15 protein-coding genes and 1 pseudogene are annotated in these 15,454 nt (G+C 68.2%); 10 read left to right on the forward strand and 6 right to left on the reverse strand.

The window, feature by feature from the left end; translation table 11 throughout:
• Window positions 1-6 precede the first annotated feature (6 nt).
• Window positions 7-435: a SufE family protein gene (locus tag SJY26_RS00630; RefSeq protein ID WP_396594246.1), complete on the reverse strand. Its 429-nt coding sequence runs from the start codon at window positions 433-435 to the stop codon at window positions 7-9.
• Between the two features lie 182 nt (window positions 436-617).
• Here SJY26_RS00630 and SJY26_RS00635 point away from each other — a divergent pair, with 182 nt between their 5' ends.
• Together SJY26_RS00635 and SJY26_RS00640 are read left to right on the forward strand one after the other, a co-directional pair.
• Window positions 618-2,315, forward strand: coding sequence for an ATP-binding protein (locus SJY26_RS00635; RefSeq protein ID WP_396594247.1), 1,698 nt, complete (start codon window positions 618-620; stop codon window positions 2,313-2,315).
• A gap of 77 nt (window positions 2,316-2,392) precedes the next feature.
• Window positions 2,393-2,911: a hypothetical protein gene (locus tag SJY26_RS00640; protein WP_396594248.1), complete on the forward strand. Its 519-nt coding sequence runs from the start codon at window positions 2,393-2,395 to the stop codon at window positions 2,909-2,911.
• Here SJY26_RS00640 and SJY26_RS00645 read toward each other — a convergent pair.
• Window positions 2,908-3,780 carry a hypothetical protein gene (locus tag SJY26_RS00645; protein ID WP_396594249.1) on the reverse strand — a complete coding sequence of 291 codons (873 nt, stop codon included), beginning with the start codon at window positions 3,778-3,780 and terminating at the stop codon, window positions 2,908-2,910. The genes SJY26_RS00640 and SJY26_RS00645 overlap by 4 nt on opposite strands.
• A gap of 55 nt (window positions 3,781-3,835) precedes the next feature.
• On the opposite strand from SJY26_RS00645, the gene SJY26_RS00650 reads away from it, so the two are divergent.
• Window positions 3,836-4,183 (forward strand): DUF1491 family protein, encoded by a 348-nt coding sequence (locus SJY26_RS00650; RefSeq protein ID WP_396594250.1) that lies wholly within the window; start codon window positions 3,836-3,838, stop codon window positions 4,181-4,183.
• Window positions 4,184-4,298: 115 nt separating this feature from the next.
• Entirely contained in the window at window positions 4,299-4,679 is a 381-nt protein-coding gene (locus SJY26_RS00655) for a hypothetical protein (protein ID WP_396594251.1), read from the forward strand.
• Window positions 4,680-4,692: 13 nt separating this feature from the next.
• On the opposite strand, the gene SJY26_RS00660 is transcribed toward SJY26_RS00655, so the two are convergent.
• On the reverse strand, window positions 4,693-4,854 hold the full coding sequence (locus SJY26_RS00660) for a hypothetical protein (RefSeq protein ID WP_396594252.1): 162 nt from the start codon (window positions 4,852-4,854) through the stop codon (window positions 4,693-4,695).
• Between the two features lie 180 nt (window positions 4,855-5,034).
• Here SJY26_RS00660 and SJY26_RS00665 point away from each other — a divergent pair, with 180 nt between their 5' ends.
• Complete coding sequence (locus SJY26_RS00665) at window positions 5,035-6,681, forward strand: peptide chain release factor 3 (protein ID WP_396594253.1); 1,647 nt, start codon at window positions 5,035-5,037, stop codon at window positions 6,679-6,681.
• A gap of 52 nt (window positions 6,682-6,733) precedes the next feature.
• Window positions 6,734-7,402, forward strand: a complete 669-nt coding sequence (locus tag SJY26_RS00670; protein ID WP_396594254.1) for a hypothetical protein — start codon at window positions 6,734-6,736, stop codon at window positions 7,400-7,402.
• Window positions 7,403-7,429: 27 nt separating this feature from the next.
• On the opposite strand, the gene SJY26_RS00675 is transcribed toward SJY26_RS00670, so the two are convergent.
• Both SJY26_RS00675 and SJY26_RS00680 read right to left on the reverse strand, forming a co-directional pair.
• On the reverse strand, window positions 7,430-9,619 hold the full coding sequence (locus tag SJY26_RS00675; protein ID WP_396594255.1) for a putative bifunctional diguanylate cyclase/phosphodiesterase: 2,190 nt from the start codon (window positions 9,617-9,619) through the stop codon (window positions 7,430-7,432).
• A 314-nt stretch (window positions 9,620-9,933) separates the two neighbouring features.
• Window positions 9,934-11,025, reverse strand: a complete 1,092-nt coding sequence (locus tag SJY26_RS00680; RefSeq protein ID WP_396594256.1) for an alkene reductase — start codon at window positions 11,023-11,025, stop codon at window positions 9,934-9,936.
• A gap of 185 nt (window positions 11,026-11,210) precedes the next feature.
• Here SJY26_RS00680 and SJY26_RS00685 point away from each other — a divergent pair, with 185 nt between their 5' ends.
• Window positions 11,211-12,482: a hypothetical protein gene (locus SJY26_RS00685; RefSeq protein ID WP_396594257.1), complete on the forward strand. Its 1,272-nt coding sequence runs from the start codon at window positions 11,211-11,213 to the stop codon at window positions 12,480-12,482.
• Between the two features lie 4 nt (window positions 12,483-12,486).
• On the opposite strand, the gene cysQ is transcribed toward SJY26_RS00685, so the two are convergent.
• A complete protein-coding gene (cysQ, locus tag SJY26_RS00690) occupies window positions 12,487-13,269 on the reverse strand; it encodes a 3'(2'),5'-bisphosphate nucleotidase CysQ (protein WP_396594258.1) in 783 nt (260 codons plus the stop codon).
• Window positions 13,270-13,415: 146 nt separating this feature from the next.
• Here cysQ and chpT point away from each other — a divergent pair, with 146 nt between their 5' ends.
• The 3 genes and pseudogenes from chpT (at window position 13,416) to SJY26_RS00705 (ending at window position 15,395) form a co-directional block, all read left to right on the forward strand.
• The gene (chpT, locus tag SJY26_RS00695) at window positions 13,416-14,087 is read left to right on the forward strand and encodes a histidine phosphotransferase ChpT (RefSeq protein ID WP_396594259.1); all 672 of its coding nucleotides are present in this window, start codon (window positions 13,416-13,418) and stop codon (window positions 14,085-14,087) included.
• Window positions 14,088-14,175: 88 nt separating this feature from the next.
• Window positions 14,176-14,547, forward strand: coding sequence for a PleD family two-component system response regulator (locus SJY26_RS00700; protein ID WP_396594260.1), 372 nt, complete (start codon window positions 14,176-14,178; stop codon window positions 14,545-14,547).
• A 67-nt stretch (window positions 14,548-14,614) separates the two neighbouring features.
• A pseudogene (locus SJY26_RS00705) lies at window positions 14,615-15,395 on the forward strand (CheR family methyltransferase).
• The last annotated feature ends 59 nt before the right edge of the window (window positions 15,396-15,454 follow it).

The following is a 15,454-nucleotide window of genomic DNA, read 5'->3' on the forward strand; positions in this document are numbered from 1 at the left end:
CCGGACTCAGCCGACCTCCAGCGCCGCCTGCCGGATCCGCCCGACCATGGCATTCAACCCGTTCGCCCGCTGCCGCGTCAGGGCCTGGGGCAGGCCGAGGCGATCCAGAGCGGCCTTCGCGTCAAACGCCAGAATCTCGCGGGCAGGCTGATCCGAATAGAGCCTCAGCAACAGGGCAACATTACCTCTGGAAATGGCGCTGTCGGAGTCTGCGCGAAACAGCAGCCGCTCGCCGTTGCGGTCGCCCGCCAGCCAGACCTGGGCCGCGCAGCCCGGCACCTTGTTGGCCTCTGTGCGGTCGGCCTCGGGCAACGGCGGCAAGGCCTTGCCGAGGTCGATGACATAGGCGAGGCGCTGTTCCCAATCCTCCAGGACCTCGAAATCCTCGACCAGTTCGGCCAGAATGTCGTCGATGCTCGCAACAGCCTCAGTCATGAACGGCAGATAGGCTCGGCCGGCGTTAAGGACAACCTTGGCGCTCGTCCCCAGACAACGTCAGGCGTTCCACGGACCAACAGTCGCCTTTTGCGGGAGGCCGCTATGGGCAACTCGTCTGACGCGCTAATCTGTCGAGGCGGGTCGCTCCCTTGCCCGCACGTCGACGGCCGGTATCCCGCTTGAGCCCCACCCTGCCCCAGTCGCCAGAGACGCTGGTGCCGCCCCGCGAGACGGACGGCCTGCCTGCGCTCGCCGCCTGGCACGCCGCCTGGGCCGCCAGTGCCGGCCTGTTCGCGCTCGGTGCCCTCTGGCTGGCCGGTCTCGGTGGTCCGGCCGTCTTCGGGGCCATGGCGATGGTGCCCCCGGGTCTCGCAGGCCTCGCGCTCCTGTGGCGGGATGGTGTCGTGGAACGGGCCCTTGTTCTGGCGCTCTGGACCCTGGCCGCCATGTCCGCCTCAGTCCTGTCGGGTGGCTTGGGCGGCCCGCTCGCTGGCATCGCGATCATGCCGTTCGTTGCCGGGCTGGCGCTCGGCGGCCCGCGCCACGGCGTCCGAGTGGCGCAGGGCGGAGCCCTCGGCAGCACCCTTGCCGCTCTCGCCGGCCAGATCTCGGCGCTCACCGTTGGCCCGCCGGCGGCGGAGCCTCTCCTGGCATCCATCTCGGCCCTGCTCGCAGGAGGCGCAGCGATCTTTGCCATGCGCCTCTCATGGCGGCTGCGTGAAAGTCGACTGACGGCGGCCGAGGCGGCAACAGGTCGTGTCGAGACCCTTCTGGCCGCGCAACCGGGTTTGACCCTGGTGCTCGAGCCATCCGGTCGCGTGCTCGCCGCCTATGGCACGCCGCCGCCGTCCCTGGATATTGAGGCCCTGTTCCAGCACGGGTTGATGGCAGCGGTCCACGCCCCTGACCGGCCGTCGCTTCTGTCCGCCCTCGATCGCGCCCTCGCCGGACAGGAGGGCCAGACACTGTTCGCCCCTCGCCTCGCTCTCGATCGCCGGGTCAACATGATCGTGCGCCGGATGGATGACCACGACGGCTCCGCCCGCCTCATCGCCCAGGCGTTCGACGCCACGCGCCAGTTCGCGACCGAAATTGGTCTGGAAGCGGCCCGCGCGGACGCCGAGGCCCGCAACCTCGGCAAGACGCGCTTCCTCGCCAACATGTCCCACGAACTGCGCACGCCGCTGAATGCCGTGCTCGGCTTCTCCGACATCATGCGCCAGCGGCTGTTCGGCCCCCTGCCGCAGAAGTATGGCGACTATGCCGACAGCATCTATCAGGCGGGGGGGCATCTGCTCGACCTCATCAACGACGTGCTGGATGTCTCCAAGATCGAGGCCGAACGCTACGAACTGGCCCGAGAGAGTTTCGACGCCCGCGAAGTGGTGTCCGCCGCCGTCGCCCTGGTTCGCGTCACGGCCACCGACAAGGGCGTCAGCCTCGCCAGCCTGCTTCCGGAAGACGCGCTCGAGGTCGACGCCGATCGCCGCGCCCTGAAGCAGATCACGCTCAACCTGCTGTCGAACGCCATCAAATTCACCCCCGTGGGGGGATCGGTGACCCTGACGCTCGAGACCATTGGCCCCTACCTCGAACTGGTGGTCTCCGACACCGGCGTCGGCATTGCGGCGCGGGACCTCAAGCGCCTCGGCCGGCCCTTCGAGCAGGCCGGGGCCGTGGAGCAGAAGGCCCAGGGCACCGGCCTTGGCCTGTCCCTTGTACGGTCCCTGGCTGAATTGCACGGCGGCCGCATGAACATCGAGTCCACCCTCGGCGAGGGCACGGCCGTGACCATCCGGATGCCGGTGGTCGCGGTGGCGCGGGCCATGCCACCCGAGGGCGGGGCGGAGATCATCCCGCTGAACGCGGGTGCATAGGGGGCTTGCCTCTGTGTCCCTGTCGGTCAAACAAGGGCAGGGACTTCGGTGCGACGTCCGGTTGGGGGAGTGACGTCATGGACAATCCGGTCGGCGGAGAGCTGTGGAACCTGTGGCGACAACTCAAGCGCCTCTTCCCGACCTGGAACCTCATCCCTTCAAGCTTCTACACGCCCGGGGCCTTGGGCTACCTCGGGGTCGACTTCATCACCGGCCTGCGGCGCAACCCCTCTACGATTGCCGCCGACCGCCTCCTGAAGGATGTCGACGACCCGACGTTCGCCGGGGTAGCGGCGCTCGCCGACCTGAACCTGGCGCGGCAGGACCAACTCCTGAAGTTCGTCATCCTCACCTATCTGACGGTCCCGATTTCGTTCACGGCCCTGATGGCCGAAATCTACGGGAGCAGCCTGCTGGCCTTCGTGGACGCGAACCGTCAGACCGCGATCTCGCTCGTGGCGATCGCGACCCTGTCGCCGCTGGGTTACATGATGAGCCAGTGGCGGGCCCGCCAGATCGTCAGCGTGCTGGAACTTCTTCGGATCGAGCGGCTGCAGAAGTCATCGCCGCGAGAGGCCGCAGGGGACCCCGCCTAAACCGGTCCCATAGCCACGAACGCCCGCGCCGCCGCGAAATCCCCGGCCTCGAACACCGCCGGGGCGACACTGCCGTCGCGAAACAGGAACTCCAGCACGAACGGTTCGCGGGGATCCAGCCGGGCCAGCCGGTCGCCCGCCGTCGCCGGGAAAGTCCAGATCTCCCCCTGTTTCCGGCCCGTGGCCAATAGGGTTTGCGCTGCCTGTGCCGTCCGTTCGGCGAGAACCTGCTGGCGGACCCGCACCGGCGGCAGCACCGCGCCGCCTGCCGCCGTCAGCCATGGCCGCGACGCCAGCGCCGGGTCGCGCATCACCAGCCGCGCCGCATAGGGCCGGGGCTGGCCCACGAAGGACACCACCGCCGACAGGGTTTCCTGACCTTCCGCGTTGACACTGATCCCGAAACGGACCGGCGAGCCGCCTGTCGTCGACGGCTGGGCGAGCCGCCAGGCCGCCGCCTCACGCCCCACCCGGTCGGCGGTCCATGTCCCGCGATCACCGATAAAATCCATCCGCGGAATGCGCTGCCAGCCTGCGAAGGCGTGGGCAACCCGGTCGCGGACCGTGGCCAGTTCCGGATCGGCGCAAGACACCTGCCGCGCCCGGCCCCGCGCGCGATCTGCGGTCGCCCGGACCGTCGTTTCCGGCGTCCCCGCCCTCAGGGCCGCGCCCCGCGCCTGCAGCGTCGCCGCCGCCAGGGCCCCGGCCACCGGGGCCTGGAACAGGCGACATTTCTCATGCGCCGCGAGCACGAAGCTGCGGTCGTAGTAGGTGCCGGTGCCGTCGGCGCGCGCGCCCGCCGGACCGGCCGCCAGCATCAGTGCGACCAGCGTGGCTCTGGTGAAGCGTCGGGAAAGGCCTATCCTCATGCCCCGACCGTAGGGCGTACGCCTTCCGGTCCCGTTTCCGATCAGGGTTAGCGAATTGCTTCTGAACTCAGACCTGTGGGTGGGTGCCCTGATCCGTCGGGCCCAGATCGAGGGGGCAAACGCAACGGTCGTCCGTCGGGGCGATGCGCGGGCGGGGACGGTGATTGTGAAATGCTACAACACCTCGGACCGTACGGCGCGGGCGTGGTCCGAGGCCTTCGGACCGGACGGCGACCGGCTCTGGATCCAGCCCGTAACGGGCACGGAGAGCGAGGTTGATGCCTGGATCGATCGCCAGCGCGGCTACGATCCCGACCTCTGGGTCGTGGAGATCGAGGATCGTCGGGGCCGCCATTTCCTGACCGAGAAGGTCGAAGGCCAAGGGTCGGGGGTCGAGGACTGACTCCACCGAGGCGGTTGGAAATCCTTAACCCCGTTCGGGAACGGAACCGAAAACCCGATGGGCCTAGGGTCCGGGGGTCGACGAAGGGCGTCGGCGTGAAGGCGAGTACCCCTCGATGCTGTTTCTCATGAACGACGCGGTGTTCGACCTGGACGAGGCCTCTCCGGTCACGTCAGCGGATGCGCGCCGGTTTGAGAAGCTGGGCTTTGACTATCTGATGGAGCTGGGCTGCGAGCTGTTCGCCGAGGATCCGCTGCTGCATCGCAACGATCCGGAACGGGCGCGGCGTCTGGCCTGGCTGATCCATACGCGCAGCCCCGAGATCAATGCCGCCCTGTTCGCGGCCCCCGAGATCGCCTGCGATCCCGCACTCGTCGAGCCGCGCTTCTGCGCCCTGCCCGACACGGTGATGCGTCAGCTGAAGGCGCGCGACGGCAAGGGCCGCTTGGACGCGGTCGCGGCCGATCGCGCCGTCTGGGGCCGTATGGCCGCCTGATCGGACCCTGGCGCTAGATCAGGGCGTTGAAGATCACATGCACCGCCAGCGCACTGGCGACGATGAAGCCGAACCCTGAAAGCAGGCAGATCGCCGGGTGGATGCCGCCCTTCGCCGTGGTCCGGTTACGGGTCCGGACGGTCGAAAAACGGTCTTCGGGATGGAGCAGCGCCATGGTCGTTTCCTTCTTCCCTGCGGCGTCAGGCTCGCGTCCATGACGTCTCGCAGGGAGAGCATGACTCCAATAGCCCCGTCTGGCGAGGGGTTTTTCATCACCTTATCGACATTCTTTCGAGAACGGGTCGCCTCCCCGCCGGCGTGACTTTGGCAGCGGCCCGCGCTACCTCCCGCCCCCATGTCGAAACTGACCCTCGAACAGGAGGCCGCCCGCCGGCGGACCTTCGCCATCATCGCGCATCCCGACGCCGGCAAAACCACGCTGACGGAGCATATCCTGCTGTCCGGTGGGGCCATCCGCGCCGCCGGGGCCGTGAGGGCGCGCGGCGAGAACCGGCGCACCCAGTCCGACTGGATGAAGATCGAGAAGGAGCGCGGCATCTCCGTCTCGGCCTCGGTCATGACCTTTGAACACACGCCCGCGGACGGCATGGCCCGGATGTTCAACCTTCTGGACACCCCGGGCCACGAGGACTTCTCGGAAGACACCTACCGCACCCTGACCGCCGCCGACTGCGCCATCATGGTGCTGGACGCCGCCAAGGGCATCGAGCCCCAGACCCTGAAGCTGTTCGAGGTCTGCCGCCTGCGCGACATCCCGATCATCACCTTCATCAACAAGCTGGACCGCGAGGCCCTTGACCCGCTGGAACTGCTGGACGAGATCGCCTCCAAGCTGCAGCTGGACCCCGCCCCGGTCTGGTGGCCGGCCCAGAGCGGCAACCGGCTGCGCGGCATGGTCGAGATGAACACCGGCCGGTTCCAGCCCTATGCCCGCAAGATCCCCGGCGCGACCGAGGACGCCGGCCATCCCCCCGCCCTGCCCCTGTCCGAAGCCGCCCGTTATTTCGAGCCGGGGGAGCATCAGGAGCTGATGGACGCGGCCGAGCTGGTCACCGGCGGCTATCCCGCCTTCGACCGCCAGTCCTTCCTCGAGGGCCATATGACGCCGGTGTTGTGGGGCTCGGCCCTGCGCCATTTCGGCATCGACGAGCTTCTGGCCGCCATCGGCGAATGGGCCCCGCCGCCCAAGGTCATGCCGGCCCGCAAGGAAGCCCCGCCCGAGACCCGCAACGCCCCGGCCCCCGTCGAGCTGTCGATCCAGCCGGGCTCGGACGAGGTCACCGGCTTCGTCTTCAAGGTCCAGGCCAATATGGACCCCAACCACCGCGACCGCATCGCCATGTTCCGCATGGCCTCGGGCCGGTTCCAGCGCGGCATGAAGCTGAAGGTCCAGAACACCGGCAAGGCCCTGTCGGTCAACGCCCCCATCATGTTCTTCGCCTCGGACCGCGAACTGGCCGAGGACGCCTTCGCCGGCGACGTCATCGGCATCCCCAACCACGGCGTCCTGCGCGTCGGCGACAGCCTATCCGAGTTGGGCATGATCCGCTTCGCCGGCCTGCCGAACTTCGCTCCCGAAATCCTGCAGCGGGTCCGGGTCAAGGATCCGCTCAAGGCCAAACACCTGAAGAAGGCGCTCGATGGCCTCGCCGAGGAAGGCGTGACCCAGCTGTTCCGCCCCGAGATCGGAGCCGACTTCATCGTCGGGGCCGTCGGTCAGCTGCAGTTCGAGGTCATGGCCGACCGACTGGGCGAGGAATACGGCCTGGAGGTCATCTTCGAACACAGCCCCTATGCCGAGGCGCGCTGGATCGACGGGGAGAAAGCCGACGTCGAGGACTTCATGTCCAAATACCGCGGCCAGATGGCCCGCGACATCGACCAGGCCCCGGTCTTTCTGGCCAAGTCCAGCTGGGAGACGGGGTATGTGATGGAGCGGTTCCCCAAGGTCGCCTTCACGAAGACGAAGGAGCGGGGCTGAACCCGGCCGGGTCTGCCATCGTTCTGTCGTCGAGCCATGGTGGAACACGGTCATGACGTCACGATCCAAAGCCCTTCCTTCAATCCTGGCCCTTGCGGGCGGCATGGTCCTTCTGGCTGGCAATGCCTTGGCCCAGTCGGACGGACAGGCGACGACGCGCGCGCTGAACACCGGCCCGGCGGAGACCGTCCTGACGCCCCGCGCGAATGCGCAGCCTCCGCTGACGCGGAGCCAGCCTGCGCCGAGGCCGCCGGCCCAACGGTCTGTGGATCGCTCGCTGGAAGACCTGCTGGGCGACGTCGAGGAAGAGGAGGCCGAGGTCGCGCCGCCAGCCGGCCTCACCCTGGCCGAGGGCCAGACCGAGCCCGACCCCATCCCCATGACCCTGGGCTATTATGTGCGCGGCGAACTGGCCTGCGATCAGGCCTGGCCGGGTCAGGGCGACCTCGCCTTTGCGACCCCGACCGCCTTCACCCTCGACTACGGCGGCTGCGAGCCGGGCCCGTGGCTGCAGACCGGTCCCAACAGCTGGCGCGAGGAGCAGCGCTGCATCACTGAATCCGGCGGGGACGCCGGGGGCTACAGCGTCACCTATGAGGTGATCGGTCTGGATGTCGTTCTGCGCACCGCCCGTCTGGCCATCGACGACAGCGAGGAACAGGACCAGTGGCACCACTGCCGGGCCGAGGATCTGTCGGAAAACGCCCGGTTCATGTCCTGATCGAACCCCGGCCAGTCTGACCCGACGTCAGGCGGCCTTTCTCCAGGCGGGCGCATAGCGGGAATCCACGCCCGCACCGACCACGCGCTCGCCCGCATACAACCGGTCAATATCCGCGGCCGGGACGGGCCGGCTGGCCAGATAGCCCTGGAACTCATTGCATCCGGCCGCTGCCAGACGCAGCCACTGTTCGGGCGTCTCCACCCCTTCGGCGATGACCCGCATCTTCAGCGAACGGCCCAGCTGCACGATCGTCGAGACCAGCACATCGGCCGAGGGGGAATGCCCCATATCGACGACGAACGACCGGTCGATCTTGATCTTCCCGATGGGAAAGCGGCTCAGGTACGACAGGCTGGAATAGCCCGTACCGAAATCATCGATGGCCAGGCAGAAGCCGGCGTCCTTCAGGGCTTCCAGCCGGCGGGCCGACCCGTCACCCCCGTCGATCAGGATGCCTTCCGTCAATTCCAGCTCGACGCCCGACGGCTTGACACCGGTGGCCCTGGCGAGCGCGACCAGACGGTCCGTGAAGTTCGGATCCCGCAGCTGCAGCGCCGAGACATTGACCGCCATCTTCAGTCCGGGCCAGCGCAGACTGTCCTCGAACGCGCGTTTCAGGGTGAAGGCCCCCAGCGCCTCGATCATCCCGCTCTCCTCGGCCAGCGGCACGAACACGGCCGGCGAAACCGGGCCGAACTCATCGGACGTCCAGCGAACCAGGGCCTCGACCCCGATCAGGTTCAGGTCGCGATCCACCTGGGGCTGATAGACCATCGTCAGCGCGTCGGCCTGAAGATCGCGTCGCAGGGCATCCTGCAGCCCCCGACGCCGTCGCACGCAGGCGTCCATCACCGGGTCATAGACCAAAGCCCGCGCCCGGCCCTCACGCTTGGCCGACACCAGCGCGAGACCCGCCTTGCGCAGGACGTCACCGGCGACTTCATCGCCCGGCTCAAGCAGCCCCACGCCCACACTCGCCGTCAGCTGAAACCGGCCGATGGTCAGGGCAAAGCGCTTGGAAAGGGCCTCCAGCATCCGGGCGGCAAGGGGGCGGACTTCGGAATCATCGGTGATCTGCTGCAGGACGGCGAACTCATCCCCGTCGAGACGGAAACAGAGGTCCTTGTCGCCGGCCAGTCGACGCAGCCGGCGCGCCGCGATCCGGAGAAGCTCGTCACCGACCGAAGGCCCACTTATATCATTGATTTCTTTAAAATTATCGAGATCCACGCAATGCAGGGCATAGCGGGGACCGCCTGCACGATAGGCGTCAACAATCAGAATCAGCCGCTCCTCGAGCGCGTGGCGATTGCCCAGACCGGTCAGGCCGTCGTGACAGGCGATGTGGACCGCCCGCTGTTCGCTGGCCAGCACGGCGCGGGACGCGGCATGGGCCCGGCGATAGGCCAGCAGGGCCGCCGCCAGCATGATGGCCAGAAGGGCGAGGGTGATCGGCAGGGCCTTGCGCAACAGCCGCGCGCCGGGCTGTGGCGGGGTCCAGTCCAGCGTGGCGACCGGCTGTCCGGCGGAGTTGGCGATCACCACATGCGCGCGTGCGGCCTCAAAGCTGGCGGTCTGGAGGTGGAGATGGGTGTCCTTCAGCATGTACCGGTCGCTGAAGGTCTGAATGAAGTTTTCGTCGACCCGCCGGCCCGTCACCACAATCGGTGCCCGCCGACCCTTGATCCGGGCGGTTCCGAAGTCCGGCTGCACCAGGCTGGCCGACAGGATGTAGAGATCCGACCCGATCGTCTCCGTGGCGTTGGCCACGATCAGGGGACGCGGCCCGGTCCAGGTTCCGGGCTCGCCGCGTTTCGCCTCGGCCGTACGGACGTCCTCCACAATCCGGATCGCAGCCCCGCCGATGCGGTAATAGTCCGAAAGCAGGACGTCCCGACCACCGTTCATCCCGTAGGCCGGGCGGTCCTCCGCATTCAGGACCCAGGCGAACTGGAAGCCACCGGTGACGTGCAGATAGGCCCCGATGTTGTCGCGCGCCCATCCAAGGTCCAGACGGTTATCAAGATGGGTGACGGCATCATCCCACGCCACCTGGGGGGCGACCTGCCGACTGATTTCATCGATGTGGGACGAAAGGCCGTTCTCGACGACCTTCTGCTCATGCTGCGTTGCCGCTTCGTCAAAGTCTGCGGCCATCCATTGCAGGGTAAGCGTGAGCAGGGCGATGGCGACAAAGCCGGCGGCAGCGACCACCCACAATTGATCTCTTAACTTGGCGCGGCGCTGCAACGGCCTGTCCCCCGGCTTCGGGACCTGCATACATGAGACGTCCTAACGTCGTTCTGCGACGCATGGTAAACCAGTCATGACCGTCCCCCGGACGTTTCGGGGGAGGCGATCAGATGGACAGGCCCTCAAACCCCATCCGCCCTGATCAAGACCTGGCGACGCTGGTCATCAATGCGATGGGTGATGGCCAAGGCGTCCTCCCGATTGCCCGGGAGGGATGACACAGACCCTGCGGCCGACAAAATCGCCCGCGGGGTCTGTGGTTAGAGGGCGTGAATCTAGCTCGCCGAAAGCGCCGGATAGTCCGTGTACCCCTTGGCTCCGCCGCCATAGAAGGTCGATGTATCGGGCGTATTGAGCGGAGCGTCCTGGTCCCAGCGTTCGACCAGATCGGGATTGGCCAGGACCGGCACGCCGATGCTGACCAGATCGGCCCGGCCGTCGTCGAGGGCCTTCTGGGCCAGGGCCTTGGTCAATCCGCCATTCAGCATCAGCGGTCCGCCGAACGCTTCCCGCATCCGCGCCGCCAGTTCGGGAGCCCCGCCCTTGATCGACATGGGCGTGTCCGGCTCACCCTCGATCAGATGCAGATAGGCCAGGCCGAACGGCTTCAGGGCCGCCGCCACATGCAGAAAGATCGAGGCCGGGTCGCTGTCCATCGCGGAATTGGCTCCGTTCGACGGCGACAGACGCACGCCCACGCGATCGGCACCCAGCACCGCCACCACGGCCGTCACCACCTCCAGCAGGAACCGCGCCCGGTTCTCGACAGACCCGCCGTAGCGGTCGTCGCGCTGGTTGGAACCATCCTTGAGGAATTGGTCGATCAGATAGCCGTTGGCGGCGTGCACCTCGACCCCGTCGAACCCGGCTTTCTTCGCCATTTCAGCGGCGTGGACATAATCGGCGACGATCCCCGGGATCTCCTCCAGCGTCAGGGCCCGGGGCGTCTCGAAGGGAGTCATGGAAAAGTCAGGACGCATCGCGTTGCCGACGGCTGCGATCGCCGACGGAGCCACGGCCGGGCCACCGTCCGGCTGATAGTCCGGAATCGAGATCCGTCCGACGTGCCAAAGCTGGGCGACGATCTTGCCGCCCTTCGCGTGGACGGCGTCGGTCACGGGTTTCCAGCCCGCCACCTGGGCGTCGGTGAAGATCCCCGGGGTGTTCGGATAGCCCTGGCCCTGGGGGCTGATCTGGGTGGCCTCCGAGATGATCAGACCGGTGGAGGCGCGCTGGGCATAGTATTCGATCGCCAGCGGGTTGGGGACCTCGCCCTCGACCGCCCGGCTGCGGGTCAAGGGGGCCATGACGATCCGGTTGCTGAGCGCGAGGGCACCAAGGGCGATGGGGTCGAAAAGCGAGGGCATATGAAACACCTGATGTTGCTGAATAGCAGAGGTGGGCGCCCGCCCCGGCGAATACCAGAGCCGGTGGATGAATATCGGGGCTTGTCCCCCGAAATGGCGGCCCGGTGCCCGGTCGGAACCTGCGGGCGGCGTCGGGTTTGCTATAGTCCGGCATGGGACACCCGAAGGGTCCCGAAGCGGGACGAGTGGAGAGTTTCGAGGTGGCCATGTTCGAGTTCGGCAAGGATCTGAGGAAGCTCTTCGTCGAGGCCCGCGAGAGCGAGGACCTCGGCTGGCTGGAGCTCGTCGGTGTCGACCTGCTGGTACTCGAGGCGCGCGCCCTCACCACGGATGGCGGCCGCGTTTCCTGCACCCGCCCCTCCCGGACCTGGCACCGGGCCTCAACCCTGTGGCGGGAACACGCCCGACGCAGCGGACAGGCCGACAGCGTGACCCGCGCCCTGGCCACGGCGGACGACGCCATGGACGCAGCCCGGACGGATGACGACCGCGCCCGCGCCGCCCTGGCCCGTTCCATGGCCCTGCTGACCCGGTTCGACGTCTTCGGCGATCGCGACGCCCTGGCGGAAGCAGACGAAGCCTTCCGCTCGGTATCCCCGCGCCGACCCTCGACCCAGGCCACCGGTGCCGGCATCCACGCCCGCATTCGTGCGCGGCAGGCCCGCCTCAGCGACAAGGCTGCGGATCGGCTCGACGCCGCCGCCCTGACCGATGCAGCCTTGCACGACCTCCAGCGGTTCAATCCCGTCGATGCCGACGAACTGAGGTTGGAAGGGGCGGCACTGGCGCTGGAAGGCGGCATCCTCCAGCGGGACGCCCGCATGCTCGACCAGGCCGGCCGTGATCTTCAGGCCCTCGTCGTCGCCTGCTCACCCGACACCCGCCCCCTGACCCGCGCCCGGGCGCTGACCCTTTGCGCCGCCGGTCTTTCGGCGCTCGCGACCATGGCCGGCGATGCCTCAGCGATGGAGGCGGGTCATGTGATGTTCGATGCCGCCACGGATCAGTTCACGCCCGATCACAGTCCGCTGGACTGGGTGGCCATCCAGGTGGCCCGTGCCGTCGATCCAGCGGCCCCGACCGCGCCCCTGGCCCGGGCCGAACGCCTGCTCGCGGGCCGCGGGACGATCCTGGGGGGCCTCGCCCTCGACCTGCTCGTGTCGCGCGAGATTGAGGTCGCCGCCGGAGACGGGGATTTGCTTACCCTCGCCCGCATCCAGACCCGCATCCGCCGCCGCCTGGCCGAGCGGGCCAGCCCGCCCGCTGTTCTCGACTGGACGGTCGACCAGCTCGCCATGGCGCGGGTCATGATCGCCCGCAGCGCGCTGATCCGGTCCTCGCCGGATCAGGCCGCGTTCATCCTCGGGGAGGCCGCAGAGGCCGCACAGCACCATGGCGTGCCCGTCCTGGCCGATCGGGCGCGCAGCCTGATGGCCAGCCTCCCGGTCCGGCCCTGACCTTCTATCCGCCGAGGGCCACGAATGGCCCGTTCACGAACCCTGGCTTGGCATAGAGCAGGGGTGAGCCGTCGGGAGCCAGAACCCGGCCCCCGGCGGCTTCCAGGACGGCCTGACCTGCGGCGGTATCCCATTCCGAGGTGGGGCCGGTTCGCGGATAGGCGTCAAAACGTCCCTCTGCGAGCAGGCAGAATTTCAGCGAGGAATCCGTCCCCTGCCAGCGAGTGCAGCCATGACGGGCGGCCAGCCGGGTGGCCTCCTCATCGGTCACACTGTGGCTCAGCAGGGCGACGCCCTCATCGGGCCGATTGCGCACCCGGATAGTCCGCCACGCCTCGCCGAAACGGCGCATCTGGGCCCCGCCCCCCGGACCGGTGCGCCAGGTGGTCGCCGTCGCCGGGGCGGACACCACGCCTGCGACGGGCTTGCGAGCCTCGATCAGCGCGATGTTGACGGTGAAACTTTCCTTGCCCTGGACAAACCCCCGGGTGCCGTCCAGCGGATCGATCAGCCAGAACCGGTCGGCGGCCCGATCCGGCTTGCCCTCGGCCTCCGACTGTTCCTCGGCCACGGCCTGCACCCCCGGATAGAGAGCCTCAAGCCGCGCCAGGATCAGGCGCTCGGCCGCCTGGTCCGCCAGGGTGACCGGGCTGTCGTCTGCCTTGGTGAAGACCTCCCCTCCGGCCCGCCAATAGGGCAGGATCACCTGCGAGGCCGCCTCGGCGATCTCCGCGAGGGTGTCCAGCAACTCACCCGAGGCGAGGTCGGCAGTCAGTCGTTCGGTCATCCAGCGGGTCCACGGCAGGAGCGGCGGTCTTCATCCAGAATCACACGCCATCAGCAAGCGGCGGCAATAGCCGATCGGAACCGGTTTCACGAAACAGCAAATCACCGCAGCCTGTGCCACCGATCTGATCCCCGCCGGATACCTGCATGACCGACGCCGCCTTCGCCCTCGACCGCCCGAGCGCCCTGCCCATGGACGGGCCCGAGCTGGCCAGCCTGGTCGCGGCCAAGCTCTGCCACGATTTCATCAGCCCCTCGGGCGCGATCGTCTCGGGGCTGGACCTGCTCAACGATCCCACCGCCCAGGACATGCGCGACGACGCCCTGGCCCTGATCACCGACAGCGCGATGAAGATGGTCGCCATGGTCCAGTTCTGCCGTGTCGCCTTCGGCGCGGCCGGCAGCGCCGAGCGGTTCACGGCAGCCGAGGTCCAGGGCCTCGTCGAGGCTCTCGCCGGCGGGGGGCGCGCAACCCTGGCCTGGCGACTGGACGGGGCCGACTACACCCGCGCCGAGGCCCGGGTCCTGCTCAACCTCGCCTATCTCACCGTGGCGGCCCTGCCGTCCGGCGGCACCGCGACCCTTTCCAGCCGGCGGCAGGACGGGAGCCTGACACTCGAAGGGATCGCGGACGGGGCCCGGGCGCGCCTGAAGCCGGAAGCCGCGACCGGGCTGGCCGGTGAACGCCTGACCGACGGCCTCGCGGGCCAGTGGATCCAGCCCTACTGGCTCTGGCTCACCAGCCGCGAGGCCGGCGGGCGACTGGACGTCACGGTCTCCGAAGGACAGGTCACGCTGACCGCAAGGATGCCCGCTTAATGCCGAATCCCAACGGCTCGTTAACCGCCTGACGGCGATATTGAACAGCGAAGCAGCGACCACTCCGGTCGCCGGGAGACCACCCAGATTGGATGTCCGGACCTGCCTCATCGTCGACGACAGCCGGATCATCCGCAAGGTTGCCCGGCGGATCGTCGAAGGTCTCGGCTTCGAGGTGGACGAGGCCGCCGATGGCGTCGAGGCCCTGTCCTATTGCGCCGGCCTGATGCCCGATGTCGTGCTGCTGGACTGGAACATGCCGGTGATGGACGGCCTCACCTTTCTGCGTCGACTGCGGTCCACCCCCGGCGGTGACCGGCCCAAGGTCCTGTTCTGCACCATCGAGACGGCCCCGGAGCGGATCGCCGAAGCCCTGTCGGCCGGAGCCGACGACTATGTCATGAAGCCATTCGACAGCGAGATCCTGCACTCGAAGCTGTCAGAGGTTGGAGCCGTCTGAAGTCCGCCATGCCCCGCGCGCCGTCCCAGCCATGACCCAGGACGACTTTGATCGCTTGCAGGCCCTTATGGCCTCCCGCGCGGGCTTCCGGCTGGGCCGCGACCGGATTCATCTGGCCGAGCACCGGCTGGCCCCGGTCGCGCGGAGGGAGGGCTTCGAGTCGGTCGACGCCCTGCTCGGAACGCTATGGGCGAAGCCGGTGGCCAGTCTCGGCTGGGCCGTGATCGAGGCCCTTCTGAACCCCGAGACCTGGTTCCGCCGCGACCGGGCCATCTTCGACACCTTTGCCAACGAACTCCTTCCCGCCATCGGCCGGGCCCGGCCCGACGGCCAGGTGCGGGTGTGGTCCGCGGGCTGTTCGCATGGTCAGGAACCCTATTCCCTCGCCATGGGCGCGCTGGATAGCGGAGCCCATGTCGAGATCGTCGCCACCGACCTGTCCCAGCGCGCGGTCGACCGCGGCCGTTCGGGCGTGTTCAGTGCCTTCGAGATCCAGCGCGGCCTTTCGGCCCACACCATGTTGCGGTGGTTCGATCGGGCCGAGGAAGTCCTGGGTGGTCAAACCGGTGCTGCGCGACGCCGTGCGCTTCGCCCGCCATAATCTGATGGACGCGCCGGCGGACACGGCCCGGTTCGATGTCATCTTCTGCCGCAATGTGCTCGGTGACATGGACCCGCAGAAGCGCTCGCAGGTGGTCGACGGCCTGGAGCGGCGACTGGTCGACGACGGGGTTCTGGTCCTCGGAGAGGATGAACGGATCGAGGGTGACACCATCGCCTTCCGGCCCGTCAGTGGTCGCCGGGGCCTGTTCGTGAAGGCTCCGTCCGCGCTCAGCCGCGCCGCCTGATCGCGGTCGACAGCCCATGGCCGGCCCTCCTATGCTCGGTGCCGGTGTCGGAGGGGGAA

Source organism: Brevundimonas sp. R86498 (assembly GCF_044598075.1).
Lineage (GTDB): Bacteria > Pseudomonadota > Alphaproteobacteria > Caulobacterales > Caulobacteraceae > Brevundimonas.